The sequence below is a fragment of the Micrococcus sp. KRD128 genome (genome assembly GCF_017168395.1).
Lineage (GTDB): Bacteria > Actinomycetota > Actinomycetes > Actinomycetales > Micrococcaceae > Micrococcus > Micrococcus luteus.
This window is the reverse complement of the sequence record NZ_JABFAX010000005.1, coordinates 1-23,880: the sequence shown is the minus strand read 5'-3', so window position 1 is coordinate 23,880 and position 23,880 is coordinate 1. Positions and strand designations below refer to the sequence as shown.

Here is a 23,880-nt window from a genome sequence, read left to right as displayed (position 1 = left end):
GCCGAGCGCCGCGAAAATCCGCGGCGCCGAGTGTCCCGTGTGAGCAGCTTCGCTCTGTGTCGCGGTTTTCGCTGCGTTCCGTGTCGGGTTAGGTGGTGCCGATGACGAGGGTGCTGCGGGCGGCTTCGACGACGTCGTTGGTGATGACGTCGAGCTCGTTGATCTTCAGGACACGTTGAATCTGTGGGAGGAGACGTTCGAGGAGACGGAAGTTGCCGCGGGTGATGCGTTCGACGGCGGCGATGGCTTGCGCGTCAGTGAAGTCGTCGGGGTCGAGGGTCTTGCCGAGCTTGCGCCATTGACGTTCGAGGACGAACAGCAGCTCGTCGTGGCCGAGGGGGCGGTACTGGTGGGCGAACCCGAGTCGGCTGTAGAGCTGTGGGTAGTGAGTGAACTGCTTCTCGATGCCGGGCATGCCGATCAGGATCATCGCGATGCCTGTTCGGTCGTACTGGTCGCGGAGCCACTCGATGGCGTTGCCGGTGAGGCGTTCGGACTCATCGATGATGATCAGCTCGAGCAGTGACGGGTTGGGGCCGTGCGCGTGGTCGACGTGGCCGCCGTGGAGGACGAGGTGTTCCTCGATGCAGCGTTCGGTGCGGATCATGTCGTGCCGGAGGTCCTCTTGCAGGGCGCGCATCGTCGCGGAGACCTCGGGCGTGTAGAAGACGGTCCGGGCGCGGTGGGCCGCGGCATAGATCTTGGTGTCGTCTTCACTGCGTGCGGCCCACCTGGCGATGAACGGGCCGATGCTGTCCCAGTGCGCGTAGCGGCGCGCTGAGAGGGTCTTGCCGACGCCGGCGGGCCCGAAGCAGACGCCGATGGTGTTCTGCTTCCGGACCGCGTCGGCAAACTCTGCGAACCGGCGGTGCTCCTTGGTGACGATGAACTGGCTCGTCATGACCGGTCCTCCTCGTAGGTCTTCAGTCGCGGCCGATCCGTCTCGACGGCTGCCGGTGTGGTGGTGTCGTCGAGTTTGGGATTGACGATCGCGATGCGTTCGTGGATCTGCCCGCGTAAAGCCCGGCGGTGAGCGTTCCTGGCGGCTTGGATCTGCTTGAGGCTGATCGTCTCGGTCTGGTGCTCGGTGCTGATCGCGGTGCAGAGGAACACGTCGCGGTGGAAGACGCGGATCTCGGTGACGTCGCGTGGGTCGTACCGGACACTCACGGTGCTACCGACGAACGGCGCGAGAGTGGCCGCGGTGTAGCGGAGGCCCTCGAAGTGGATGCCATCGCGCTGCACGACCCGCGTCGTGGGGACGGTGAGCAGGAACCCGTCGAGCTGTTCAAGGGACTCCGGGAGCCGTGGCAGCCACCCGTCTGCAATCCACGCGTGCAGTGGGCTCGTCCGGAGCTCGCGGTGGGTGCGGGCGTTGTAGCTGCGGATGAACGTGCTGATGGCACTGTCGACGCCGCCGAGATCCAGCGCCGGCGTCGGCGCCGAGGATCCGGCTGCGAAATGGCCGGGGAGCGTTGGGAGCAGTTCGGTGTTGATCGTGCCGAAGAACCGCTCGATCTTCCCGCGCCCCTGGGGCCGGGCGACCTGCGAGTGGATGATGCGGAGGTGCAGCACAGCGGCGGTGTCGCCGAGACGATGGCTGGTGAAGTCGGACCCGTGGTCCGTGTAGAGCACGTCCGGGATCCCGCAGACGGGCCAGTCCGGTTCCGGCTTGTGCCAGATCGCTTGGCGCAGCGCGAGCGCGGTGTTCGCCGCTGACGGGGCACCGAGGAACACCATGTACCCGCAGATCGCGCGGGAGTAGTCGTCGAGGATCACCGTCAACCACGGCCGTGCGGGCTTGCCGTTGGGCCCGACGATGAGCAGGTCAAGCATCGTGTGGTCCGCCTGCCAGATCGCGTTCGGGCGGTCCGCGCGACGTCGGAGCAGCAGCTCGTGTTTGTCACGGTATGACGCTGGCCCCTCGAGTGCGAGCGTCACCATTCCGGGATCGAGCCCGTTCACGATCGACCGCACGGCGGAGTACGACGGCGACGGCAGTCCCCGTTCAGCGCAGTGGACGCCAACCTGACGGTGAATGGTGGCGATCGACGGCCGCGGCTTGGTGAGCGCAAGCCCTTCGACCAGGCGGACGAGTTCCGGTGCTGTGCGTCGGACGCCATGGTCGGCGCGAGCGTCGTCGGCGAGGGCGGCGTATCCGCCTGTCCGGTAGCGGGCGAGCCAGCGTTGCAGGGTGCGCTCGGTGACGCCCGTGCTGCGGGCCAGAGTGGCAAGCGGGATTGCGTCCTCGACGTGCAGTCGAAGGATTCGCCACCGCTCGCTCGCGTCCATGACCGGCTACATCGTCGGTGAGGGCTTTGCGCGTCGGCGGGCGACGGGTTCGGCGTGCTTCGCGAGCGTCCGGTAGATGGTGGTGCGGCTGACGCCGAGGACATCGCCGATCTGCGCGACGGTCATGTCCTGCTGTTCGTAGAGCCGGCGTGCGGTGCGCACCTGGTCCGCGGAGAGCCGAGATGGTCGGCCGCCGGTTCTGCCGCGGGCTCGGGCGGCGGCGAGGCCGGCGTTGGTGCGTTCCTTGATGAGGTCCCGTTCGAACTCCGCCAGCGCAGCGAAGACGTGGAACACAAGCCGGCCACCGGGTGAGGTGGTGTCAATGGTCTCCTGCAGCGACCGGAACCCGATGCCGCGTTCGGCGAGTGCGTGCAGCTGGTCGATGAGGTGCCGGATGGATCGACCGAGCCGGTCGAGTCGCCAGACGACGAGAGTGTCGCCGGGGCGGAGCTGGTCGAGGAGCTTGTCGAGCTCGGGCCGGTGTTGCAGCGACCCGGACATGGTGTCGACGAACACGCGGTAGCAGCCGGCGGCGCCCAGCGCGTCGATCTGTAGCGACGCGTCCTGGTCGGTGGTGGACACGCGCGCGTACCCGAGGAGGTGACCCATGGAGAGAACGTAGCGAAACTCGACCAGGAGGGGTAGTGGCGGCACGTAGATTCCGGGATTGGGTTCCGTTACAAGACACGCCGCCTCACACGCTGCCGAACCGTCGGCACGGGCAGTTGTAGCGGAGTCGTTCGTATTTGCTACAGCCGGTGAGTCAGCGCCGCGAGCCGGAGCGCTTGGACGGAACGTCGTTGTTGTTCCGCGCGATGGCGGCCGTTGGCCGGAGAGGGGTGTGGTGCCGCGATGACGGGTACGAGTCGGGGGTGCTCGTCCAGGGTGAGGTGCCGCATGACTCCGTTGAGGGCGGCGGTACCGTACGTGACGATGGCATCGAGCACGGGGAGCACCTTGAGCAGAGTTTCGAGGGCGTGTCGCCCCTCGTCGATGTCCACAGGTCGGACGCGGCCGAGAATCTCCCACGGGATGAGGTTCCAGCGGAGGTAGTCGTTGCGTGCGAGTCCGGACTCGATGCGGGCTGCGCGGAACGCGGCCGCGGTCGGGCCCGGGTTGTCCTCGCTGCAGATCGCCGTGTGCGCTGCGGCGATCGTCTGGGGGCCGGGCGACTGCATGAGGACCAGGACGCGGCTGGATGTGCCGCCGGATCTCGGGTCGAAGTTCGGGACGAACCGCCGTGAACCGTCGGGTGCGGTGCGCCATGCCTCGGCGAGGGCGTTCAGGGATCGAACGTCCGCGACCTCGTCCGCGAGTTCGTCGGGGGTGCTCATGCCGGCTGTGGTGGTGCGAGGAGTGTGCCGCGGATGACGGAGCCGTGGAAGGTGCGGACGGCAACGGTGATCCACGCGGCGACGAGGCCCACGTAGTAGACGACTGCGAGGACGGCGACGACGGTGAGTCCGGAGTGCAGGGCCAGGCCGTTCAGGCCGGTGACGCAGGTGCCGACGGGGAACGTGAATGACCACCAGGTCAGGCTGAACAGCAGGTGTTCGCGGGCGGTGCGGATGGTGATGGCGAGGGCGATGACGGTCCACAGCAGCGCGAAGCCGAGCATCGCGAACCCGTACACCAGCGCCACGACCAGCAGTGCGTGGGCGGTCGACGCGTCGACGACGGCGGGGGCGTTCGATGCGAGGAGGTTTACCGCGGTGATGGACTGTCCGACCGGTCCGAGGACGATCCACAGGGTCGGCACCATACCGGCGGCACCGACCTTGTGTTGCGCGAGACGGTTCCAGATCAGCGTAATGACGACCAGGGACGTGATGAGGCTGAGGCCGAAGAAGCCGTAGCAGGACCACAGCAGGGTCTCCCGTGCCTGCCCGGCGGGGGCATACGGCAGGAGGAGCGCACCGGTCGAGGCGGACACCATCGGCGGGACGATCGGCATCAGCCAGCCGCCGAACGCGGATTCGGGCGTGTTCTCGTGGCGGGTGAACGCCAGGTACGGCACCAGGACCGCGGTGAGCAGGCCGCCGATGGTGCCGATGGTCCAGAGGACCCAGTCGACGGTGACGGCGGCGGGGAGGCCGATCCAGTCCTTGCCGAGGAGGATCGTGCCGGCGCCGACGGTGAGGAACGCCATGGGCGGTGCGCCGTAGAAGTGGGAAATCACCGGGTTGAGGTGGTGCTTCGCTGCGGTGCTCCGGTAGCGGACCCAGTGCAGGACCGTCGCGATGGTGAGGGCGACGAGCAGGACCGCCGCGATCGCCCAGACGACCGTCGCCGCCGTGCGCAGACCGGGGAACTGCAGCGGTAACGACGCGGCCGCGACGGCGACGATCCCGGTCCCCATGATCGACGCGAACCAGTTCGGGGTCAGGTTCGACACGATCAGGCCGGGCCGCTCCAGCTCCCGGAACAGCCGCCGGTCGCGCACACCGTGCTCAGAGGCTGCGGGTGCGTGGGCGAGGTGAGCGGACATGCACCCATCGTGCGCGTGTGCCCCGTGGTTCGGGAACGGCGGACTCGTTGGCAGGGCACAATGGTTGCTTGTGGCACTGCGGCGGTTGACGGACCGGATCCTGGACCTCGACACCCTCGAGGTCCTCGTCCGCGTCGCGGAGACCGGGTCGTTGACCCGCGCGGCCGAGGTGTTGGGGGTGACACAGCAGGCGGTGTCTGCGCGCTTGCGTGCCGCGGAGCAGGCGACCGGTCAGCCGCTGGCGCACCGGACGGCATCCGGGACCGCGCTGACCGACGCCGGCCGGGTGGTGCTCGGTCTCGCCGTCCCGGTGTTGGAGGCCTCCCGGCGGCTTGAAGCAGGCGTCGCCGCGCTGCGGGAACCGGCGGGATCCCTCGTGATCGCAGCGTCGCAGACGATCGCCGAACTCCTGCTGCCCGGATGGCTGCTCACCCACCGTGCTGCCACGCCGGATGCGTCGGTGCGTTTGATCGCGGGGAACTCCGCCGACGTGACCGACCTCGTCCGTTCCGGCGCTGCCGACGTCGGGTTCACGGAGACTCCTGCTGCGCCGATTGGCCTCTCATCGTTGGTGGTCGATGAGGACGAACTCGTGGTCGTCGTCGCCCCGCACCATCCTTGGGCAAGCGCTTCGGCCATCACCTCGGATGACCTCGCGGAGACACCCCTGCTGCTCCGTGAGGAAGGGTCCGGCACCCGCTCCACGGTCGAAGCGTGGCTCGACGACGCGGGTCTGACCCTGGTCCCGCCGGCTGCAGTGCTGGAAACGACTGGCATCATCCGCGCCAACGCTCGAGCGGGCATCGCGCCCGCGGTGATGAGTCTCCGCACCGTCGACACTGACCTCGAAGACGGTGCCCTCGTCCGGGCGCTACTGCTCGGCCCGCCACTGATCCGGCCGCTGCGAGCGATCTGGTCAGGCCGCCCGGGGCCCGCTGTGACGGCGTTCCTGGACACTGCTCGCAGCTCGAGTACCGGTGGTCAGATCAGTCCGTAGGGCAGCTCCGGGTGCTGCTCGGCGATCTCGGTGAGCCGGTTGTACTTCGCGACGCGTTCCCCGCGGCCGGGTGCGCCGGACTTGATCTGCCCGGTGCCGGTCCCGACAACGAGGTCCGCGATGAACGTGTCCGTGGTCTCCCCAGAACGGTGGGAGACCATGCTGGCCATCCCGATGCTCTTGGCGGTGGCGATCGCGCCGAGGGTCTGGGAGACGGTCCCGATCTGGTTCGGCTTGATCAGTGCCGCGTTCGTCAGCTGCTGCTCGCCGCCGTCGCGGATCCGCTGTGGGTCGGTGACGTAGAGGTCGTCGCCGACGATCTGGATCCGGTCGCCGAGCGCCGCTTGCATGCGGCGGAACCCCTCATGGTCGTCTTCCGCGAACGCGTCTTCGATGCTCCGGATCGGATACGTGTCGATGAGGTGCCGGTAGTAGTCGACCAGCCCGTCCCGGTCGAGGCTGTCGTTGAGCACCCGGTAGGAGCCGTCGCCCTGGGAGAACTCGTTCGCGGCCGGATCGAGCGCGATCGCCACCTGATCGACGCCCGGCTCGTAGCCGGCGGTACGGATCGCGTCGACGAGCAGGTCGAGCGCTTCCTCGGGCGCAGCGATCGACGGTGCGAAACCGCCCTCGTCGCCGAGGCCGAGGCTGCCGAACCGGTCCCGAACCAGCGCCGCGAGAGCGTGGTACACGTCTGCGCCGATTCGGACGGCGTCTGCCATCGAGCCTGCGTTGACGGGAGCGATCATGAACTCCTGGAAGTCCAGCTCGTTCGCTGCGTGCGCGCCGCCGTTGAGGACGTTGAAGTGCGGGACCGGCATCCGCGGCGTCGAGCCGGTGATCTCAGCGATCCACTGCCAGAGCGGGAGGTCCGCGGCATGGGCGAGGGCCCTGGATGCGGCGATCGAGGTGGCGACAACGCTGTTCGCGCCGAGCCGGCGGTACCCGGTGGTGCCGTCGAGTTCGGCAAGGGCGGCGTCGATCTGCCCGATCGCCGACCACGACCGGCCGGTGAGGAGCCCTGAGATGTCGGTGTCGATCAGGTGGAGCGCCTGGGTGACGTCGCGGCCGCCGAACGCGGAACCGCCGTCGCGGAGCTCGACGGCTTCGTGGGCGCCGGTGGATGCGCCCGCGGGGGCGTCCCCGGTGACGGTGCGGCCGTCGTCGAGCTCGAGGGACACGCGGACGGTCGGGTAGCCGCGGGAGTCGAGGATGCGGGCGCCGTGGACGGCGTCGATGGTGACGGGGTGGTCGTGGTGGGTGACGTACTCACCCTGATGGGCTCCGTGGTGGTGGATGCCGCTGATGTAGTCGTTCATGGTGACGCTCCTTCGGTTCGGTTCGGGTCATGCGTCGAGCTGGTCTGTGGTTGGAAGGGGAAGCCGCGGGGAGGCGGAGGGACGACCTGCTGGCGATCACTCAGCGCCAGTGCCTCCCCGCGGCAGTCTGTGGACCCGTGGGTCACGGGTGTCGGGTGTGGGCGTTCTGTGCGGTGCGGATGACGGCTTCGGCAGCAGCACGGTCGGCCCACCCGTTGGTGGTGACGTGCTTGCCGTGCTCGATCTCCTTGTAGTGGGCGAAGAAGTGCTCGATCTCCGCCAGCGTGTGTTCCGGCACATCGGTGATGTCCCGCAGCTGCGCGAAGCGGTCGTCGCCAGCGGGAACGGTGAGGATCTTGTCGTCGCCGCCGTTCTCGTCGACCATGCGCAGCATCCCGACCGGCCGGACCGTGATGACGACGCCGGGGAACGTGGGACGGGGCAGGAGCACCAGGGCGTCGAGGGGGTCGCCGTCATCGCCGAGGGTGTTGTCGATGGAGCCGTAGTCCTGGGGGAACACCATGCTGGTGAACACCGCCCGGTCGAGCCGGATCCGGCCGGTGGTGTGGTCGACCTCGTACTTGTTGCCGCTGCCGCGGGGAATCTCGATCGTGACGTCGAACAGCATGGGTACCTCCGGTGCTGGAGCGGGTGGGTGGTCAGTGAGTGGGGTGGTCACAGGGTGCCGCCGAGGAGGATGCCGGCGGTCGCGGCGGCGACGGAGACGACGAGCATTCCGAGACCGTTGATCGCGGCGGCGGTGATCCGTCCGCTGCGGGCGAGGCGGACGGTTTCGAAGCTGGCGGTGCTGAACGTGGTGTAGCCGCCCATCACCCCGGTGCCGAGGACCGCGACCGGCACCGCGCCGAGGTGCGTGGCGGCGCCGACGATGATCCCCAGCAGCAGCGACCCGGTGATGTTGATCGTCAGCGTGCCGACGGGGAGCCGGAACTCCCGGCCGGTGTTGATCAGCCCGTCGAGGAGGAACCGACCGGCAGCGCCGGCACCGCCACCGAGGGCGACGACGACGATGAGGGCGGCGTTCATGCTTCCTCCGTTCGGGGACGGAACCAGCCGGCGACGACGAGACCGCAGGCGGTCGCGATCGCGCCGGATAGGACAGTGAGGAGCGCGTAGCCGGTGCCAGCGAGGCCGTGGCCGTCGAGGAACAGGGCGGCGGTGGACTCGGCGAGGGTGCTGTAGGTGGTGAACCCGCCGAGGACCCCTGTCCCGAGGAGCAGCCGCAGCACCCTCCGGCGACCGGCATCGGGCCCACGGTGCGCGAGCGCTTCCAACAGCACACCGAGGGCCAGCGCCCCGGTGATGTTGATCCAGAAGATCGACCAACTCACCCCGCCATCGGCAGGGAGCACGCTACTGATGACGTCGCGGAGGGCAGTACCGCCGGCCCCACCGACGGCGACGAGGCCGACGTACCGCCACCGCAGATGCACCGGCCGCATGGTCGTTGCCGGGTCGGAGACGTCGACGTCCGGGTCGGGAGGGAGCTGGTCGTCGGGCATCGGGGTGTCCGTTCGGGTGGTCATGTTCCGCCTTCTGCCGCGACCAGCGCCGCGGCGTGCTGTGCTGCTACCGGATCCAGGAACGCCCCACCCCGCGGGACGAGAGCACCCGTCGGGGCGAGGTGGTACTGCACGGGTTGCCCGGTCGGCAGGTTGAGCTGCTCGAGCTCCGGGTCGGTGAGGTCGTCGATGCATGCGCAGAGTGCGCGGAGCGAGTTCCCGTGCGCGACGACGAGGACGCTCCGCCCTGACCGCACCATCGGCAGGAGCCGGTCGTGCAAGACGGGGCGGACCCGCTTGATGACGTCCGAGAGTGCCTCGGTGCGTCGGAGGGCGCCGTCGGGCAGGCCGCGCAGCGCGGAGCTCGACCGCAGTTCCTCCCACAGGTGCAGCGACATCGGTGGCGGTGTGCCGGTACGGGACCTGCGGAGCCGCACGTACTCGTCGTCACCGAGCATCCGACGGGCGTCGGTCTTCGTCATCCCGGTCAGGGCACCGTAGTTGCGTTCGTTGAGCTGCCACACCGCTTCCGTGGGCAGCTGTGTCCCGAGGGCGTCGCAGACCAGTTCGGCGGTGCGGACGGCACGGCGCAATGTGGAGGTGACCACGACGTCCGGCGTGATGTGGTTCGACCGGAGGAGCTGTCCGGCTGCGGATGCTTGCCGTTCGCCGCGGTGCGTGAGCGGGACGTCGAGGAGCCCGGTGAAGGTGCCGGCTTCGTTCGCGGTGCTCTCCCCATGCCGCAGGAGCGTCAGCATGCCCGTCACGGGGCTTCCGACGGGAGGAGGACGGTGGCGCCGACCGGGTCGTGCGGGACGACCAGTATCGGCCGGTGCTGCTGATGCGTCAGGTGCGCGGCGACGGACCCGGTGAGCAGTTCCGCTATCCGGCGTCGGCCAGCCTGGGATCCGACGACGATCATCACCGCGTCACGTTCCTCAGCCACCGCAGCGAGTGCGTGACTCGGGTCCCCGACGCGGGAGACGAAGTCCACGTCGACCGATCGCGCCGCAGCAAGATCTCTGATGACCCGCATGTCTTCGTCGGGGAGCTGCTGCGGGTCGCTGTCCGCCGTGTCCGGGTCGATCGGTTCGATGATCTCCGACCCGTCCGCACGCACCCCCGCTGACAGCAGCGCCGGATCGACGACCACACACACCAGGCGGGCGCTGAAGCGTTCAGCGACGGCAGCCGCGACACCGACGACGTCGTGCCCCTGCCCGGACTGCACACCGACCACGACAACACCGGCAGTGTTCGACTCGACCATGACATCTCCCTACCTCAGGCGCACAGAAGCGCAACCAGCTGAGATAGGGACTGTTGTCGACGAGTGTCGAGGTTGGGTCCGGCAAGCCCCACTGCCGGGTCCGAAGACACCACCAGTATGCACCCACCACCCCATGCCCGCACCGACGATCTTCCGCACCTCGAGAACCGGTCCGCTTCGTGACGCGGGACGACAGGGAGAGAAGCTTGAAGGACGACACAGAGCGAAGCTGTTCACACGATTGGGACCGTCTCTGACGTGATGGTCTCGTGACTGAGCAGGATGTGTAAAGGGGTATACCCGGCTTGACGCCGGGATGGGGCAATGAACACCCAGCTGGATTGTGAGGCATCCCTCTGTCGGAGCGTTGACGTTTACTTTACTAACCTGTTAGTATAGTTTCGTTGATGCGACTACAGGCAGAGGACAGGGGTACAACAGTGAACGACGTTGGATCATCGCCGCGGCGGTGGTGGCTGCTCATGACCGTGGGGGCCGGCCTGCTACTCATCACCCTCGACAATTCGATCCTCTACACCGCCTTGCCTACGTTGACCGCAGACCTCGGCGCGTCCGGATCCTCGACACTGTGGATCATCAACGCCTACCCCCTGGTCATGGCTGGCCTCCTCTTGGGAGCAGGCACACTGGGCGATCGCATCGGCCACCGCCGAATGTTCGTCGTCGGCCTGTGGATCTTCGGTGCCGCATCACTGGCAGCGGCATTCTCGCCCAACCCTGCCTTCCTGATCGGCGCCAGGGCACTCCTCGCTGTGGGGGCCGCAGCGATGATGCCCGCCACGCTTGCTCTGATCCGCCTCGCGTTCGACGATCCTCGTGAGCGCAACATCGCCATCGCCATCTGGGGGAGCCTGTCGATCGCGGGGGCAGCGCTCGGACCCATTCTCGGCGGCGCCCTTCTCGAACGGTTCTGGTGGGGATCTGTTTTCCTCATCAATGTCCCCGTTGTTGCCATCGCACTTGTGGCGACCGCAATCATCGCGCCGCACAACCATCCCGATCCGTCGAAGAAGTGGGATCTCGTCTCATCCCTCTATGCGATGGTCGGGCTGGTGGGCACCGTGCTCGTCATCAAGGAACTGGCCCATATTCCACAGAACTGGGTTCTGATCGCAGGGGCGCTGGCGTCAGCAGTCATCGGGTTCGTCCTCTTCGTGCGACGCCAGGGCCGATTGGAAGAACCACTCATCGAGTTCTCCATCTTCCGCAACCGCGCCTTCGCTGGCGGCTCTCTGGCAGCCTTCTTCGCGATGTTCACCATCGCTGGCGCCCAGCTCGCGACCACACAGCGCTTCCAGCTCGTCGAGGGCTTCACCCCCCTGCAAGCAGGCCTGCTAGTCGCAGCCATCGCGCTTGGCGCCCTGCCCTCAGGTGTCCTAGGGGCCGCGATCCTGCACATCGTGGGCCTGCGGATCATTATCTCCGGCAGCCTCGCCATCGCCGCCCTAGGACTAGCTCTCGCCGTGCTGGCCTCTGCGAACGGATCACTACCCCTGCTGGTCGTCAGCTTCATCGTGACCGGCTTCGGCCTGGGCGGCACCTTCGCCGTCGCTTCCGCCGCCATTATGGGCAACGCGCCTCCGCGAAAGGCCGGCATGGCGGCCTCGATCGAAGAAGTCTCCTATGAGATGGGCTCCCTCTCGGCTGTAGCACTCCTCGGGAGCCTCCTGACCTTCGTCTACGCCACAGTCGTCCGACTCCCGGATGGCACTCCCGCCGCAGCGGGGGAGAGCATTGCCGATGCCCTCGGGATCGCCGACGGAGATCTCGACGTGATCGCAGCCGCCACCTCCGCCTACGACACGGCCTATTTGGTCACGATGATCGTCCTCGCTGTCATGCTGGCTAGTGGAGCCGCTCTGACCAATCGGCTGCTCCGCGCTTACGGGCGCGGCAGCGAGGCAATGGAGTACGCCGAAAACCACTGAACCAATCGGAGGGGCGCATGATGGTGCGTGAGAGCAAGAAGACCATGATCCTCGACGCCGCGATCCAAGTGATCGAGGAAGACGGGATCACAGCAGTCACGTTTGACTCTGTCGCGGCCGCTGCAGGGATCACCAGGGCCGGGATCATCTACCACTTCCCGTCACGAGACGACTTGATCGCTGCGATCCACCAGAGACTCGCTGATCGCTGGGAGCGGCAGTTAGAGATCGCCTGTGGAAAGCCGACCGCTGAGGCAACGCCGATGGAGCGCCTGACCGCCTACATACTCACTTGTTCGACAGCCGCCTCCCGCGCCGAGTTCCAGATGATTCTCGACAGCCAGCACACCCAGCACAAGGCGATCTGGGAAGACCTCATCGCCCGATGGACCGGACGTAGCGAACGAGACGAAGCTGAGCGCGACCAGATGACCTCGCTCGCCCTGCTCGCTGCTGACGGGCTCTGGGTCAACGACCTGATCGGAAGCAGGCCCATCTCACAGGACCACCGGAGTGAAACCGCAAAGCAGATCATCGCGCTACTCCAGAATGACGTCCATGAATCCGAGGCCAAGCCCAACGGGTAAGCGAGCCAGCGCGCGGTTGGAGAAGGCCGGATCGACGAATCCGTCGAGCGCGATGATGGGCAACCCTGTCAAGCAAGATCGCACCCTGGCACCTCTGTCCAGCAGCACCCAACTGGCTCTGACACATGCGCCTAGTGGGTATACCCCCTTGGACAGCCTGCTTCTCGACGGGGGCGGCACCGATGCGCAATGAAGGTGAGGACGATTCATCCTCGAGTCGAGCTCGGCACCAGCCAGATGGCAGCCGCATCCGTCTCGATGAGTTCCACGGGCCCGACTGCGACCACGCGCAGTCGGGAGTGGCCCGCCTCGGTCACCTCGACGACAGTGCCGGGAACGAGTCTGGCCTGCTGGAAGCGGACCAGACGCTGCGGGTCGGCGTCGGAGATGCGTAGGACCCGGTAGAACCCCGGCTCGGCCACGTCCAGGCGGACCGCGTGGGCTGGCTGTGCCCGCTGCCCTTCGGGAGTGGGAATGGGGTCGCCGTGGGGATCGCGCGTGGGGCGGCCCAGCATCTGGTCGATCCGCTCGATCAGCTCGTCGGAGGCGGCGTGCTCGAGTCGTTCGGCTTCCGCGTGGACTTCGTCCCAGGAGTAGCCCAGGGTCGCGGCGAGGAAGCTTTCCAGCAGCCGGTGTCGGCGCACCATCGCGATCGCGTGCTCGCGTCCCTTCCCGGTGAGGGTCACGGGCTTGTAGGGCTGGTACTCGACCAGGCCCTGAGCTGCCAGGCGCTTGACCGTCTCGGTGACGTTGGGCGCGGTGGTGCCCATTCGTGCGGCCAGGCTATTCGTGCTCAGCGGCGCGTCTCCCCACTCCGTGGCAGACCAGATTGCCTTGAGGTAGTCCTGGGCCACCGGAGTGATCTCGTCAAGGCTCATGGCCTGCACGATAGCGGGGCCTCCTTCACTCCTGCCCGGTCAACGTCAGCCACAGCAGCACGGCGTTCAGGGCCACGATCAGAGCCACGACCACCCATGCCGCCGTCTGCAGGGGCGCGGAGTTCACGTGTCGGCCCATCACGGCCCGGGCGCCGGTCAGGCGGACTAGGGGGATCATGGCGAAGGGGATGCCGACACTGAGCAGCACCTGGGAGAGGACGAGCGCCCAGGTGGGATCCACCCCGGAGGCGATGACCAACAGCGCGGGGATCAGCGTGAGCACCCGTCGCACCATCTGAGGGATGCGCCAGTGCAGCAGCCCGCCCATGATCTCCGACCCCGCATAGGAGCCCACCGCGGTGGAGGCCAGCCCGGAGGCCAGCAGGCCGACGCCGAAAAGGACACCCACCGTGGGGCCCAGCGCGGCCGTGATCGCCGCATGGGCACCTTCGATGCTGTCCGTCCCGGAGACCCCGGAGAGATTGGCCGCCGCCAGCAGCAGCATCGCGATGTTCACCGACCCTGCCACCAGAAGGGACAGTCCCACATCCCACCGGGTGGCCCGCAGCAGCCCGCCAAGCGTGGCCGGATTGGTGTGGGCTCCCTGGTGGCGGTCACGCGCCAGAGCTGAGTGCACATAGATCGCGTGGGGCATCACTGTGGCCCCCAACATGCCGGCCGCCAGGAGCACCGTCTGGGTTCCCTCGAACCGGGGGACCATGCCCGCCACGGCCTCACCCCAGGAGATGGGCCCGTAGAACAGTCCCGAGACGAACCCGAGGGTGATCACGGCCAGCAGGCCCACGACGACGAACTCGAAGGGCTGCTGCCCGCGCCGGGACTGCACACCCAACAGGATCATCGAGACCACCCCGACGATCACCCCGCCGGCCAGCAGGGGGATACCGAAGAGGATGTGCAGGGCAATGGCCCCTCCGATCACCTCGGCCAGATCCGTGGCGGCGGCCACGATCTCCGCCTGCACCCAGTACGCCAGACGCCGCCCGCGCGGCATCCGGTGTCCCAGCAGCTCGGGCAGCGAGCGGCCGGTGACGAGCCCGAGCTTCGCTGAGAGGTACTGCACGAGCATGGCCATCAGGTTCGCTGCGACCAGCACCCAGACCAGCAGGTACCCGTACTGGGCCCCGGCCGTCAGGTTCGCAGCCACATTGCCGGGGTCCACATAGGCCACCGCCGCCACGAAGGCCGGCCCCAGCAGCCGCATTCCCCGACGACCGGGGCGATCCACCCTCTCCACTGCGACCTTGCCATCCGCCGGCCGATCCACACCGGCGGTCATCCGAGGCTCCAATGGCGATGCATGCATGAGATTTAACATACCTGAACTCTGAGGAGACAGGTGGTCTGACCACACCCCGGCACCCCGGCAGTCTCAGATGCACCGACGGCCGTAGCCGAACACTCCTGCTTTCACGAACCTAATCGTGTGCACCTGAATTCTTTTGTGTGCCCTAACTGGAGTACCCCTCATGGAAATCTCCCGCCGTTCAGTAGCCACCGGCCTCGCCTGGGCCGTGCCGGCCGTGGCCGCATCGACGGCCGCGCCCGCCATGGCCGCCTCCTCCTGCGCGGGGTACACCGCAGGCAAGCCCCTCCCAGCCTCGGCGTTCACCCTGACCTACCTGCGCATCACCAACGAGACGCTCGGCAGGCTGTCCAACAAGCAGGTGGCCCTCGATTTCGACTTCCGCCTCAGCGACGAGGCCGCGGCCTGCGGGGTGCGCACCGGATCCGTCTCCTCCACCAGCAACGGCGGCACCTCCCGGATCGCCTTGAACAACGGGAAGACCTACAACGCGACCAACGGCCTCGCCGTCCCGGCCAACGGATCCGTAGGACGCACCGACGGTACCTGCCGGCTCGGCCTGGACCGCACTGAGGCCTGCGGCACCACGGGGCAGTCCCCCTACAGCGTCGCCGGGTCCACGGGCGCCAGCTCGACCGCCGTCACGGCCATCTCCCTCTACCGGTCCATCACGGTCTCCGGCTACGGCACCACCGTCGTCTACCTCAACGCCACGGGTGTGGGCACCAACCTGTCCGTGAGCGCCGCACCGCTGATCTGACCCCCGCACGACGGACCGCCATGCCGCCTCTGAAGGATCAGGACCTCGCCCTCACACCAGGACAACGCCCCCACCATCCCCTGAGGGACAGGGGGTCGCTTCTGGCATACCCGGCTGGACGCCTAGGGCGTGTCTGATAATGCTTCGAGGGTTTGGCTAAGGCCCTGGATCCATTCTCAGACACGCCCTAGGTCGCGGGCGAGTACCGCCGGGTAGCTCGGGCCCTCGAGGAGTGTCATGAGGATGCGGGGGCGGGTCGGGTCGGCCATCGCCCGGCCCAGCCGGTTCATCACGTCCAGCCGCGAAGCAATAGTCAGCATGCGCTGACCATACAGAACCTGCTGACCTCTCGTGTGTGGCTCCCGCTGCTGATATCTGCATAGGTGTATGGTCGTGGCATGAGTGTGACGCCGTTGGATTCGTGTCAGGTCACCGCCGTCCATCCGGAGAAGGTGGCGCTGACCCGGGAGAGGATCCCCGACGAGCGCGAGGCCGGCAGGTTGGCCGGGCTGTTCAAGCTCCTGGGGGACCCGCGCCGTGCCCGGGCGCTGTATGCGTTGCTGGAGGCCGGCGAGCTGTGCGTGTGTGACCTGGCGGCGTCGGTCGATGTCGCGGAGGCGTCGGTGTCCCAGGTGCTGCGGGTGCTGCGTACCGCTGGGGTGGTCGAGAACCGCCGGGAGGGGCGGATGGTGTACTACCGCCTCGCTGACGGGCATGTGCGGATGCTGCTGGACGTCTCCCGTGAGCACGCCCGCCACGAGGGGCAGGGCTGATGGGGGCGGGACACAGCCATGCCCCGGCGACCGGGCATGCCGGTGGCCGCTACCGTCGGCGGCTGGCGGGGGCGTTCGCCCTGACGGCGGGCTTCTTCCTGATCGAGCTGGTCGCGGGGCTGGTGTCGGGGTCGTTGGCGCTGCTGTCGGATGCCGGGCACATGGCTGCCGATGTGGTGGTGCTGGGTGCGGCGCTGCTGGCGACGCGCATCGCGAGCCGGCCGGACTCCACAGGGCGACGCACCTATGGCTCCTACCGGGCCGAGGTGTTCGCCTCGGCGTTGGCGGTGCTGGCGATGCTCGCGGTCGGGGTGTACGTGGTGGTCGAGGCCATCAGCCGGCTGGGCGACGCGCCGGAGGTGGCCTCCGGCGCCATGCTCGCGGTCGGCTTCGCCGGCCTGGTGATCAACATCATCTCCATGCTGCTGCTGCGCAGCGGGACCAAGGACAGCCTGAACGTCAAGGGCGCCTACTACGAGGTGATCGCCGACGCCGCCGGGTCGGTGGGTGTCATGGTCGCCGGCGTGCTGATCATCCTCACCGGCCAGCCGATCTGGGACGTCGTGGTCGCGGCGCTCATCGCGGTCTTCGTCATCATCCGGGCGGTGGTTCTGGGCAGGCAGGTGATCGCGGTGCTGGGCCAGCACGCCCCGGAAGGGGTGGACCCGGAGGACGTCGCCGGTGACCTGGACGCGGTCGAGGGGGTGGAGGAGGTCCACGACCTGCACCTGTGGACCCTGACGTCGGGGATGAACGTGGCCACGGCCCACCTGGTCGCTGACCAGGGCGCGGACCACGGCGCCGTGCTTGCCGGCGCGCGCCGGGTGCTGCGCGACCGTTACGGTATCGCCCATGCCACCTTGCAGGTGGAGGGCGCCGGCAGCGACGGCTGTCACGACCTGAGCTGGTAGCACTCGGCACGGAAGCCCGCTCGCGAGAGCCGCACATGCTTGAGCAACGTCTTAGGAGCGCGCGATGGCCGCGAAGCACGGCAAGGGCCCCGGGCCGGACGAGGGCCAGCGGCCGGCCCGGCGCGGGGTGGTGCTCACCCTGCTGGGGATCGGTCTGGTCGCCGCGGCTTACGTGGTGACGATCGTGGTCATGGTGGTGCGGTGACGCGGCCCAAACGGACCGCGGCCTCATGGCGGCGCCGCAAGGCGGTCATCGCGTCGTCCAGTGCTGTCCTCGTCGGGTCGAGCACGTAGAGGTCGTGAAGACGTCCAGATATAGGCCTGGGACGGGAGTTCTTGCATCGACTGAACTCCCCGGTGGTTGCAGGTCCGATACGCAGGGGTGCCAGTAAGTAGGGCTGATCGGCGCCCATTTTCTTGTCTCGCGCCCCGGGGCGAGGCGGTCCCCTATCGGTGTCCCTGTGTGCGGGGCAGGTTCACGCCGCGCAGCAGGAGAGCTTGGCGATGTCGGTGGTGAAGGCCTGCGCGGTGAGCTTGAGGCCTTCGGCCATGGTCAGGTACGGGCTCCAGAGGTTGGCGACCTGGCTGGTGGTCATGCCGGCCTCGAGCATGTAGACCCCGGCGGCGGCGAGGTCGCCGGCGTCCTGGGCCAGGGCGGTAATGCCGATGATGCGGCCGGTGTCGGCGTCGGTGACCATCTTGATGAACCCGCGGGTGTCGCGGTTGACGATCGCGCGTGGGACGTGCGCGAGTGACAGGACACGGCTGTCGTAGCGGATCCCGGCAGCGGAGGCCTGCCGTTCGGTCATCCCGACGGCGGCCAGGGCGGGACTGGTGAACACGACCCGGGGCAGGTGGCGGTAGTCGACCTCGAGGCCGGCGCCGGTGAGGGCGTTGTCGGCGACGAGGGCGCCGTGGGCCGCGGCGACGTACACGAACTGACGGTGGGCGGTGACGTCACCGGCAGCCCAGACGCGCGGGTTGGTGCTGCGCAGATGGCTGTCGACGACCACCTCGCCGTGGTCGCCGGTGCGCACGTCGACGGTGTCGAGACCGAGCGTGGCGGTGACCGGGCGGCGCCCGGTGGCGACGAGTACCTCGGCCGCCCGGAGTTCCTGTGAGCCGTCAGTGGTGGTGGCAGTGACCGTGACCTCGCCGGTGGCCGGGTCGCGGCGGACCGCGCTGGGCACCGCGCCGCGGATGATCTGGATGCCTTCGTCCGTGAAGATCTCATCCAGGGCGGTGGACGCCTCAGGTTCTTCCTGGGACGCCAGCCGTGAGCGGACCAGCATGGTGACCCGGACGCCGAGCCGAGCGAAGAGCTGGGCCTGCTCCATCGCGACGTAGCCGCCGCCGATGACCAGCAGCGACTCCGGGACGTGGTCCAGTTCCATCGCGGTGGTCGAGGTCAGGTAACCGGCCTCCTGCAGGCCGGGGACCGGCGGCGCCCAGGGCCTGGAGCCGGTGGCGATGAGGTAGTGCGCGGCCCGGACCGTCTCCACCGTGCCGTCAGGGCCGGTGACGCGCAGTGCCGGCTCGCTGGGTGTGCCGACGAACGTGGCGTCCCCGGGGTGGAGATCCCATCCGTACTCGGTGGCCAGGTCCAGGTACTTCTCGCCACGCAGTGACCCGACGAGCCGATCCTTGCCGGCGATCAAGGCGGGCATGTCGACCGGCCGGACTTCGGGGAGCGGCAGGCCGGGGAACCGGGAGGCGTCGAGTGTGACGTGGCGGGCCTCGGCGGTCGCGAGCAAGGCCTTGGAGGGCACGCACCCGGTGTTCACGCAGGTACCGCCGACGGTGCCACGCTCGATCATCACCACCCGTCTGCCGAGGTTGGTGGCGCGGATCGCGGCCGCGAACGCCGCCCCACCGGACCCGATCATTGCCAGGTCATACGACCTGCTGTTAGCCGTTGCCGTCATGAACTCCTCCTTCATCGCCCTCAGGATCGACCTTCCAGTGCACTGGAAGGTCAAGGGGGAGAATGAGTGGCATGCGGATCGGTGAGGTGGCTCGGGCGTCGGGCACGACGAGCAAGACCCTGCGGTACTACGAGGAGGTCGGGCTGCTACCCGCCGCGGACCGCACCCCGGCGGGCTACCGGGACTACGGCGCCGAGGTGCTCGACCGGCTGGACTTCATCCGCCGGGGGCAAGCGGCCGGGCTGACCCTGGCCCAGATCGGTCAGGTGCTGGACATCCGCGACCGGGGGCAGGCCCCCTGCCGGCACGTCACCGACCTGCTCGACACCCGCCTTGATGTGATCGACCGGCAACTCGCCGAGCTCGCGCAGCTACGCACCACGATCGCCGACCTGCGCGAGGACGCCGCCGCCGGCGACCCGGCCACGTGCTCCCCCGAGGATGTCTGCCGCTACCTGTGACACCGAAGTTCACGGGCCCGTGGCAGCGCATGGCGGCCCACTCTGTTGCGTTGGGGTGTTAGACCTTTCGCAACGGTTCTGTTGCGCGGGGTGCACCCTATCGCGACGCCTATTCCTCCGGCCTGCCGTCGGCCGCTGTCCCGGTGAAGGATCGGCTTGCGGAACGTGAGCCTCACTCGCAGCGCCCTCTTGCCCGCGTGCTTGGAGGCCGCCACTGAGCTCCGACAGAACCCCGCCATATAGCGGCGCAAGCCACACCGAGAGACGCGCCCCCGCTAAGGACGGCGATGGGCCACTGCCTTTATCGGTCGTTTGTGGCGAGGGGTCCCGCCGTGCGCCGTGCGCGCCATCTCCGGCCCTGTCCGCCCGCCACATGACTCGCCACAACCAACCCGCCAGAGCCGCAGCCGCCCGTACGTTTCTGGCGAGCCCTGGGGCGCGCGGGAGCACCCACCTGGACACCCAGTTTTCACGCCGACCGGATCCCGCCCGATATGCGAAGAGTTCGCCGCGCGTCGTGTGGAATCTGGGCTGCATCTCGACAGCGAGAGGCAAGTCGGATGTCGAAATGTGTCGAGATGCAGCGAAGATTTCACAAACGCGCAAATATGTTTCATACGAGATCGAGCGCTTCATCTCTTGACGGACCGGGAGTCCATCCCTGAAGCAGTTCACGGCATGCTGACGACATGGAATCCGTCATCCGGCCCGCAGACCCAGCAGACATCCCCACCATGGTCACCCTCCGCGGCCACCTCTTCCACGACCTCGCTGCCTCGGGAAGCGCCACCCACCCAGAAGCCGTCCGCGACACGACCTGGCAGCAGACCTGCGCTGAGATCATCCAGCAGCAGCTGGCTCACCCCGACCACCACTACACCGTCGCAACCACCCCCGACGGGGCCGTTCTCGGATGGGGACACGCGATCCTCATCCACCAGCTGCCCGGCCCGGGATTCCCCACCGGCCTCATGGGCCAGATCAGCAGCGTCATCACCGCCTCGGAGCATCGCGGCCACGGCGTCGGGGCTGCCGTCACCTCCAGCCTGCTCCGGTGGCTGACCGGCCAGGGCGCTGAAGTCGTGGACCTGTTGGCATCCGGGTCGGCTCTAGGCCTGTACCGTCGGCTGGGGTTCACAGAGCCGCACTCCACAGCACTGCGCTACGTCCCCTAGGGCGTGTCTGAGAATAGATGCACGAGTCAGCTGAGACCCTGGGGACATGTCCCGGTTCCAGATGCTCTCCGACGCCCAATGGGAGTTGATCGCCCCGATGCTCCCGACCCGGACCGGCCGCGCCGGCAGGCCGTTCGCCGACGCCCGCGCCATGGTGGAGGCGATCATCTACCGGTACCGGTGCGGAATCGCTTGGAGGGATCTGCCCGAGGTCTACGGGCCCTGGCAGACCGTGTGGACCTGGCATCGGCGCTTGGCCGAAAAAGGCACCTGGGACACGGTGCTGGCCACGCTGACCGCCGCCGCTGACGCCGAAGGCCTGATCGATTGGTCGGTCTCGGTGGACTCCACGATCGCCCGCGCCCACCAGCACGCGACGAACATCACCCGCCACACAGGGGGATGGATCGAACTACAAGAATCCGCGTGAGGAGCCGGCCGATCACGGCATCGGGCGCTCCCGTGGCGGGCTGAGCACGAAGATCCATCAGCTCGTCGATGGGACCGGGCTGCCGCTGGTCAGCCTGATCACCCCCGGCCAGGCAGGGGACTCCCCGATGCTGCTTCCTCTTCTGGAGCAGCTGCGCGTGACCCGGCCAGTAGGGCGGCCCCGGACCCGCCCCGAGGCCGTGCTGGGCGATAAGGCGTACTCCTCCCGGGCGATCCGCACCCACCTACGTGCCCGTGGGATCAAAGCGGTCATCCCCGAACCGGCCGACCAGCAGGGCCACCGCAGACGGCGCGGTGCCCGCGGCGGGCGCCCCGTCAGCCTCGACGCGGACGCCTACAAGGGCCGCAACGTCATCGAGCGTCAGTACGCTCACCTGAAGCAGTGGCGGGGTCTGGCGACCCGGTATGACAAGTACGCGATCATCTACAGGGCCGCCGTGGTGTTGAACGCTGTGCTCGCATGATCAAAACGATTGTCAGACATGCCCTAGGGCCACGTTCGACCCGTCGCCGGTCTGGACGTTCTGAGTGACGGAGTTGTCGTGGTGGTTGGTCACCGAGAACCCGCTTTCTGCCGGCGGCCACACGAAGGGCGTCTGGTAGGCGGCCACGAGATCGAGGCCCGCGGACGTGAGGACGGGCCGGTACGAGCTGGTACTACCGGGCTCGAGGTAACCATGAGCCTCGAGGTCCGAAGACGCCTTCTGAATCTGGCGGTCGGTGAGGGCCTGGCCGTTGACGGCTCGGGCCTGGATGTCGTCGTAGACGCCGGCGTCGTCAGGACGCGCCTCGGCTGCTTCCAGAAGCAACCACTGGGCCTCCACGCGCGGGTATGCCCGAGCGACCCGCTCGGCATCGAAGGCACACCTCCCCAGGATGACGATCGGGATTCCGCCAGCCATCGGGGTGTTCTTCGGGATCATCTCGAGATTCATGAGCTCCCGGGCGACGACTTGGACACGGTGGGGTGGGCACACATCAGCGGGGATGTCCCTCACGTGCTGACCGACGAGGCCGTTGGTGTGGACGTAGTTCAGGACGCGGAGGGTGAAGATCGTGGGTCGCACAAGGCCTCGCTGTTCTGTCGTGGCGGGTCACTACCCCGCCGTGCTGTGCGCTGGAACCTTCACGCTAGCGGCAAGGGCCGACGCGATAGCCCCGGTTCCTTTAAGGAGGCCGGGGGTCACGGGGAGAGCGTGCGGCAGTCAGGCGGAGGATCGCCCCAGGGCCTTCCACTGCTCCTCGAGCTCGGCGCGCCAGCCCTTCGGTGGCGGCCACGGCACGCCCCAGGCGGCCAGCTGGGCCTTGGTCCATCCGCCGGCCGGCGTGCGCGCGGCAGCGACCTCGTCGGGGCTGGGCGTGCTCGGCTCGTCAGACATGCGTGGGATCCTGCCAGATCGAGGGTGGGATTGGTGGTGGGACGTGGCTCAATCAGGCTCTCTGAGCCGCGAGATCATGCGGTCCCGTCAGTTCCCGAACCACCCTGAATGGACGATGACATCGGCCACCCCGCACGCGCACGGTTGTTTGTGGCTGGCCCAATCCTTGAATCGCCCCGGGTCTGGTGGAGGCTCTGATCCAACGGAAGGATGCAGAGCATGCCAGCACCACGGAAGTACCCCGACGAGCTCCGCGAACGCGCCACGCGGATGACTCTGGAAGCCCGTCAAGACCCCGCCACGAGGACCGGAGCGTTCCGCCGTGTGGGAGAACAGCTCGGGATCAATCCCGCACTCGCCGGCGCCACTCCGCGATCGGCAACATCAGCCCGAACGCCTACGAAGCCGCACGCTCCGCTACGCTTGCGGAAGCGGCATAACCGAACCGACACCGTGTCCACGATCAAGGGCCAAGGCCCAGATGACTTCGGCATTGCACTGAGCGGGGTCGCCGGCCGCCGCGGTTCCGTGAAGGCCGGCAACGGTTTCTCTGAGCGCGGTGAGTTCGGCGATGTGCCTGTCCAGGTTCGTCAGGTGCTCGGCAAGCTGATCACGCACGTGGCCGCACGGCGCCGTGCCAGCATCCCGGATTTGGAGGATGTCGAGGATTTCGGCCAGAGTGAGGCCGGCAACTTGGCTGCGCCGGATGAATTCAAGCCTGACGATCGTGTCCTCTGGATAGTCGCGGTAGCCGTTGGTGGCTCGGTCGGCCTGCGGCAGGAGCCCTCGCTCCTCGTAAAACCTCAAGGCCTTGGTCGTCACGCCGGAGGCCGCCGCTACTTCACCGATACGCATGCTTCACCTCGTTCTCGAAAGACTCCGTAATCTTCCATTTTGCTGGAAGATCACGAAGGTGATGGGGGTCTTTGTGGTGTGCCAATTCCTTCGTGCTCCCGCCTGTACGTTTCTCGACCCGGTTAGGGGGTGAGGTCGAGTTGTTCGAGGGCGACCTGGTAGGCCTCGTGGTAGGTCGGGAATTGGGCGACCTGGTCCAGGAGCGTGTCGATCGGCAGTTGCGTGCGGATGGCGAGGGAGGCGTGGTGGATCCACTCTCCGGCCATGGGGCCGACGGCCCAGGCTCCGATGAGGATCTTCCGGTCGGCGTCGGCGAGTAGGCCGAGGTGCCCGCGGGGGTCCTGCTCGTAGGTCCAGGGTCGGGCGATGGCGTCGGCGAGGTCCAGTTCCGTGGCGATGGTGCGGATGCCCTGCTTCGTTGCCTGTTCCTGGGTTAGGGCGTGTCTGAGAATAGATGCACGAGTCAGCTGAGACCCTGGGGACATGTCCCGGTTCCAGATGCTCTCTGACACCCAATGGGAGTTGATCGCCCCGATGCTCCCGACCCGGACCGGCCGCGCC

General features: G+C 67.8%; 28 protein-coding genes and 1 pseudogene. 10 read left to right on the top strand and 19 right to left on the bottom strand.

The features are described from left to right. Window positions 1–88: 88 nt before the first annotated feature. The 5 genes from J1M44_RS02495 to J1M44_RS02475 form a co-directional block, all read right to left on the bottom strand. A complete protein-coding gene (locus J1M44_RS02495) occupies window positions 89–901 on the bottom strand; it encodes an AAA family ATPase (RefSeq protein ID WP_002857202.1) in 813 nt (270 codons plus the stop codon). Next, a complete protein-coding gene (locus J1M44_RS02490) occupies window positions 898–2,292 on the bottom strand; it encodes a Mu transposase C-terminal domain-containing protein (protein WP_002857201.1) in 1,395 nt (464 codons plus the stop codon). The genes J1M44_RS02495 and J1M44_RS02490 overlap by 4 nt, the downstream gene beginning before the upstream one ends. Window positions 2,293–2,298: 6 nt before the next feature. Next, window positions 2,299–2,901, bottom strand: a complete 603-nt coding sequence (locus J1M44_RS02485) for a recombinase family protein (RefSeq protein WP_002857200.1) — start codon at window positions 2,899–2,901, stop codon at window positions 2,299–2,301. A gap of 140 nt (window positions 2,902–3,041) precedes the next feature. Continuing rightward, window positions 3,042–3,626 (bottom strand): uracil-DNA glycosylase family protein, encoded by a 585-nt coding sequence (locus J1M44_RS02480; protein ID WP_002854173.1) that lies wholly within the window; start codon window positions 3,624–3,626, stop codon window positions 3,042–3,044. Further along, window positions 3,623–4,780: a TDT family transporter gene (locus J1M44_RS02475; protein WP_002854171.1), complete on the bottom strand. Its 1,158-nt coding sequence runs from the start codon at window positions 4,778–4,780 to the stop codon at window positions 3,623–3,625. Before J1M44_RS02475 ends, J1M44_RS02480 begins: the two co-directional genes overlap by 4 nt. Window positions 4,781–4,850: 70 nt before the next feature. On the opposite strand from J1M44_RS02475, the gene J1M44_RS02470 reads away from it, so the two are divergent. Next, window positions 4,851–5,777, top strand: a complete 927-nt coding sequence (locus J1M44_RS02470) for a LysR family transcriptional regulator (RefSeq protein ID WP_002854169.1) — start codon at window positions 4,851–4,853, stop codon at window positions 5,775–5,777. Here the strand turns inward: J1M44_RS02470 and eno are convergent. From eno to J1M44_RS02440, 6 genes are all read right to left on the bottom strand, one after another. After that, window positions 5,762–7,096, bottom strand: a complete 1,335-nt coding sequence (eno, locus tag J1M44_RS02465) for a phosphopyruvate hydratase (RefSeq protein ID WP_002854168.1) — start codon at window positions 7,094–7,096, stop codon at window positions 5,762–5,764. The genes J1M44_RS02470 and eno overlap by 16 nt on opposite strands. Window positions 7,097–7,238: 142 nt before the next feature. Further along, complete coding sequence (locus J1M44_RS02460; RefSeq protein WP_002854167.1) at window positions 7,239–7,724, bottom strand: inorganic diphosphatase; 486 nt, start codon at window positions 7,722–7,724, stop codon at window positions 7,239–7,241. Window positions 7,725–7,771: 47 nt separating this feature from the next. Further along, window positions 7,772–8,143, bottom strand: coding sequence for a fluoride efflux transporter FluC (locus J1M44_RS02455; RefSeq protein ID WP_002854166.1), 372 nt, complete (start codon window positions 8,141–8,143; stop codon window positions 7,772–7,774). Further along, entirely contained in the window at window positions 8,140–8,619 is a 480-nt protein-coding gene (locus J1M44_RS02450; RefSeq protein WP_020625841.1) for a fluoride efflux transporter FluC, read from the bottom strand. The genes J1M44_RS02455 and J1M44_RS02450 overlap by 4 nt, the downstream gene beginning before the upstream one ends. 20 nt (window positions 8,620–8,639) lie before the next feature. Further along, window positions 8,640–9,377: a 2,3-bisphosphoglycerate-dependent phosphoglycerate mutase gene (locus tag J1M44_RS02445; RefSeq protein ID WP_063718739.1), complete on the bottom strand. Its 738-nt coding sequence runs from the start codon at window positions 9,375–9,377 to the stop codon at window positions 8,640–8,642. Window positions 9,378–9,382: 5 nt separating this feature from the next. Beyond that, complete coding sequence (locus J1M44_RS02440) at window positions 9,383–9,889, bottom strand: universal stress protein (protein WP_002854163.1); 507 nt, start codon at window positions 9,887–9,889, stop codon at window positions 9,383–9,385. A 482-nt stretch (window positions 9,890–10,371) separates the two neighbouring features. Between J1M44_RS02440 and J1M44_RS02435 the strand changes: the two genes are divergently transcribed. Next, window positions 10,372–11,838 carry an MFS transporter gene (locus tag J1M44_RS02435; protein ID WP_036316244.1) on the top strand — a complete coding sequence of 489 codons (1,467 nt, stop codon included), beginning with the start codon at window positions 10,372–10,374 and terminating at the stop codon, window positions 11,836–11,838. A gap of 17 nt (window positions 11,839–11,855) precedes the next feature. Then, window positions 11,856–12,425 (top strand): TetR/AcrR family transcriptional regulator, encoded by a 570-nt coding sequence (locus J1M44_RS02430; protein WP_127435544.1) that lies wholly within the window; start codon window positions 11,856–11,858, stop codon window positions 12,423–12,425. A 206-nt stretch (window positions 12,426–12,631) separates the two neighbouring features. Here J1M44_RS02430 and J1M44_RS02425 read toward each other — a convergent pair whose 3' ends face one another. Together J1M44_RS02425 and J1M44_RS02420 are read right to left on the bottom strand one after the other, a co-directional pair. Continuing rightward, window positions 12,632–13,303 (bottom strand): metal-dependent transcriptional regulator, encoded by a 672-nt coding sequence (locus J1M44_RS02425; RefSeq protein WP_186309420.1) that lies wholly within the window; start codon window positions 13,301–13,303, stop codon window positions 12,632–12,634. Window positions 13,304–13,328: 25 nt separating this feature from the next. Then, a complete protein-coding gene (locus J1M44_RS02420; RefSeq protein ID WP_144825106.1) occupies window positions 13,329–14,603 on the bottom strand; it encodes an Nramp family divalent metal transporter in 1,275 nt (424 codons plus the stop codon). 190 nt (window positions 14,604–14,793) lie between these two features. Here J1M44_RS02420 and J1M44_RS02415 point away from each other — a divergent pair, with 190 nt between their 5' ends. Continuing rightward, window positions 14,794–15,390: a hypothetical protein gene (locus J1M44_RS02415; RefSeq protein WP_036317467.1), complete on the top strand. Its 597-nt coding sequence runs from the start codon at window positions 14,794–14,796 to the stop codon at window positions 15,388–15,390. 188 nt (window positions 15,391–15,578) lie between these two features. Here J1M44_RS02415 and J1M44_RS02410 read toward each other — a convergent pair. Further along, window positions 15,579–15,710 (bottom strand): annotated as a pseudogene (locus J1M44_RS02410) (ArsR family transcriptional regulator); the annotation flags it as partial. A 78-nt stretch (window positions 15,711–15,788) separates the two neighbouring features. On the opposite strand from J1M44_RS02410, the gene J1M44_RS02405 reads away from it, so the two are divergent. From J1M44_RS02405 to J1M44_RS02395, 3 genes are all read left to right on the top strand, one after another. Beyond that, complete coding sequence (locus J1M44_RS02405) at window positions 15,789–16,163, top strand: ArsR/SmtB family transcription factor (RefSeq protein WP_044659923.1); 375 nt, start codon at window positions 15,789–15,791, stop codon at window positions 16,161–16,163. Continuing rightward, window positions 16,163–17,074: a cation diffusion facilitator family transporter gene (locus J1M44_RS02400; protein ID WP_095695675.1), complete on the top strand. Its 912-nt coding sequence runs from the start codon at window positions 16,163–16,165 to the stop codon at window positions 17,072–17,074. The genes J1M44_RS02405 and J1M44_RS02400 overlap by 1 nt, the downstream gene beginning before the upstream one ends. 64 nt (window positions 17,075–17,138) lie before the next feature. Then, entirely contained in the window at window positions 17,139–17,279 is a 141-nt protein-coding gene (locus J1M44_RS02395) for a hypothetical protein (protein WP_165381393.1), read from the top strand. A 271-nt stretch (window positions 17,280–17,550) separates the two neighbouring features. On the opposite strand, the gene merA is transcribed toward J1M44_RS02395, so the two are convergent. Beyond that, window positions 17,551–19,014, bottom strand: a complete 1,464-nt coding sequence (merA, locus tag J1M44_RS02390) for a mercury(II) reductase (protein ID WP_052520066.1) — start codon at window positions 19,012–19,014, stop codon at window positions 17,551–17,553. A 56-nt stretch (window positions 19,015–19,070) separates the two neighbouring features. On the opposite strand from merA, the gene J1M44_RS02385 reads away from it, so the two are divergent. The 3 genes from J1M44_RS02385 to J1M44_RS02375 all read left to right on the top strand — a co-directional run bounded on the left by J1M44_RS02385 (window position 19,071) and on the right by J1M44_RS02375 (window position 21,549). After that, window positions 19,071–19,460 carry a heavy metal-responsive transcriptional regulator gene (locus J1M44_RS02385; RefSeq protein WP_036382791.1) on the top strand — a complete coding sequence of 130 codons (390 nt, stop codon included), beginning with the start codon at window positions 19,071–19,073 and terminating at the stop codon, window positions 19,458–19,460. Between the two features lie 689 nt (window positions 19,461–20,149). Then, complete coding sequence (locus J1M44_RS02380) at window positions 20,150–20,635, top strand: GNAT family N-acetyltransferase (RefSeq protein WP_144825104.1); 486 nt, start codon at window positions 20,150–20,152, stop codon at window positions 20,633–20,635. 46 nt (window positions 20,636–20,681) lie between these two features. Beyond that, window positions 20,682–21,549, top strand: a protein-coding gene (locus tag J1M44_RS02375) for an IS5 family transposase (protein WP_206480483.1) whose coding sequence is annotated in 2 segments (ribosomal slippage) — window positions 20,682–21,038 and window positions 21,040–21,549 — 867 coding nt in all. Because the reading frame shifts where the segments join, the coding sequence is not laid out codon by codon here. A 12-nt stretch (window positions 21,550–21,561) separates the two neighbouring features. Here the strand turns inward: J1M44_RS02375 and J1M44_RS02370 are convergent. The 4 genes from J1M44_RS02370 to J1M44_RS02355 all read right to left on the bottom strand — a co-directional run bounded on the left by J1M44_RS02370 (window position 21,562) and on the right by J1M44_RS02355 (window position 23,804). After that, window positions 21,562–22,152: a hypothetical protein gene (locus J1M44_RS02370; protein ID WP_144825127.1), complete on the bottom strand. Its 591-nt coding sequence runs from the start codon at window positions 22,150–22,152 to the stop codon at window positions 21,562–21,564. 138 nt (window positions 22,153–22,290) lie between these two features. Next, the gene (locus tag J1M44_RS02365; protein ID WP_186309423.1) at window positions 22,291–22,464 is read right to left on the bottom strand and encodes a hypothetical protein; all 174 of its coding nucleotides are present in this window, start codon (window positions 22,462–22,464) and stop codon (window positions 22,291–22,293) included. 417 nt (window positions 22,465–22,881) lie between these two features. Further along, window positions 22,882–23,319 (bottom strand): heavy metal-responsive transcriptional regulator, encoded by a 438-nt coding sequence (locus tag J1M44_RS02360; protein WP_144824935.1) that lies wholly within the window; start codon window positions 23,317–23,319, stop codon window positions 22,882–22,884. Between the two features lie 122 nt (window positions 23,320–23,441). Beyond that, window positions 23,442–23,804: a hypothetical protein gene (locus J1M44_RS02355; protein WP_446724868.1), complete on the bottom strand. Its 363-nt coding sequence runs from the start codon at window positions 23,802–23,804 to the stop codon at window positions 23,442–23,444. Between the last annotated feature and the right edge of the window lie 76 nt (window positions 23,805–23,880).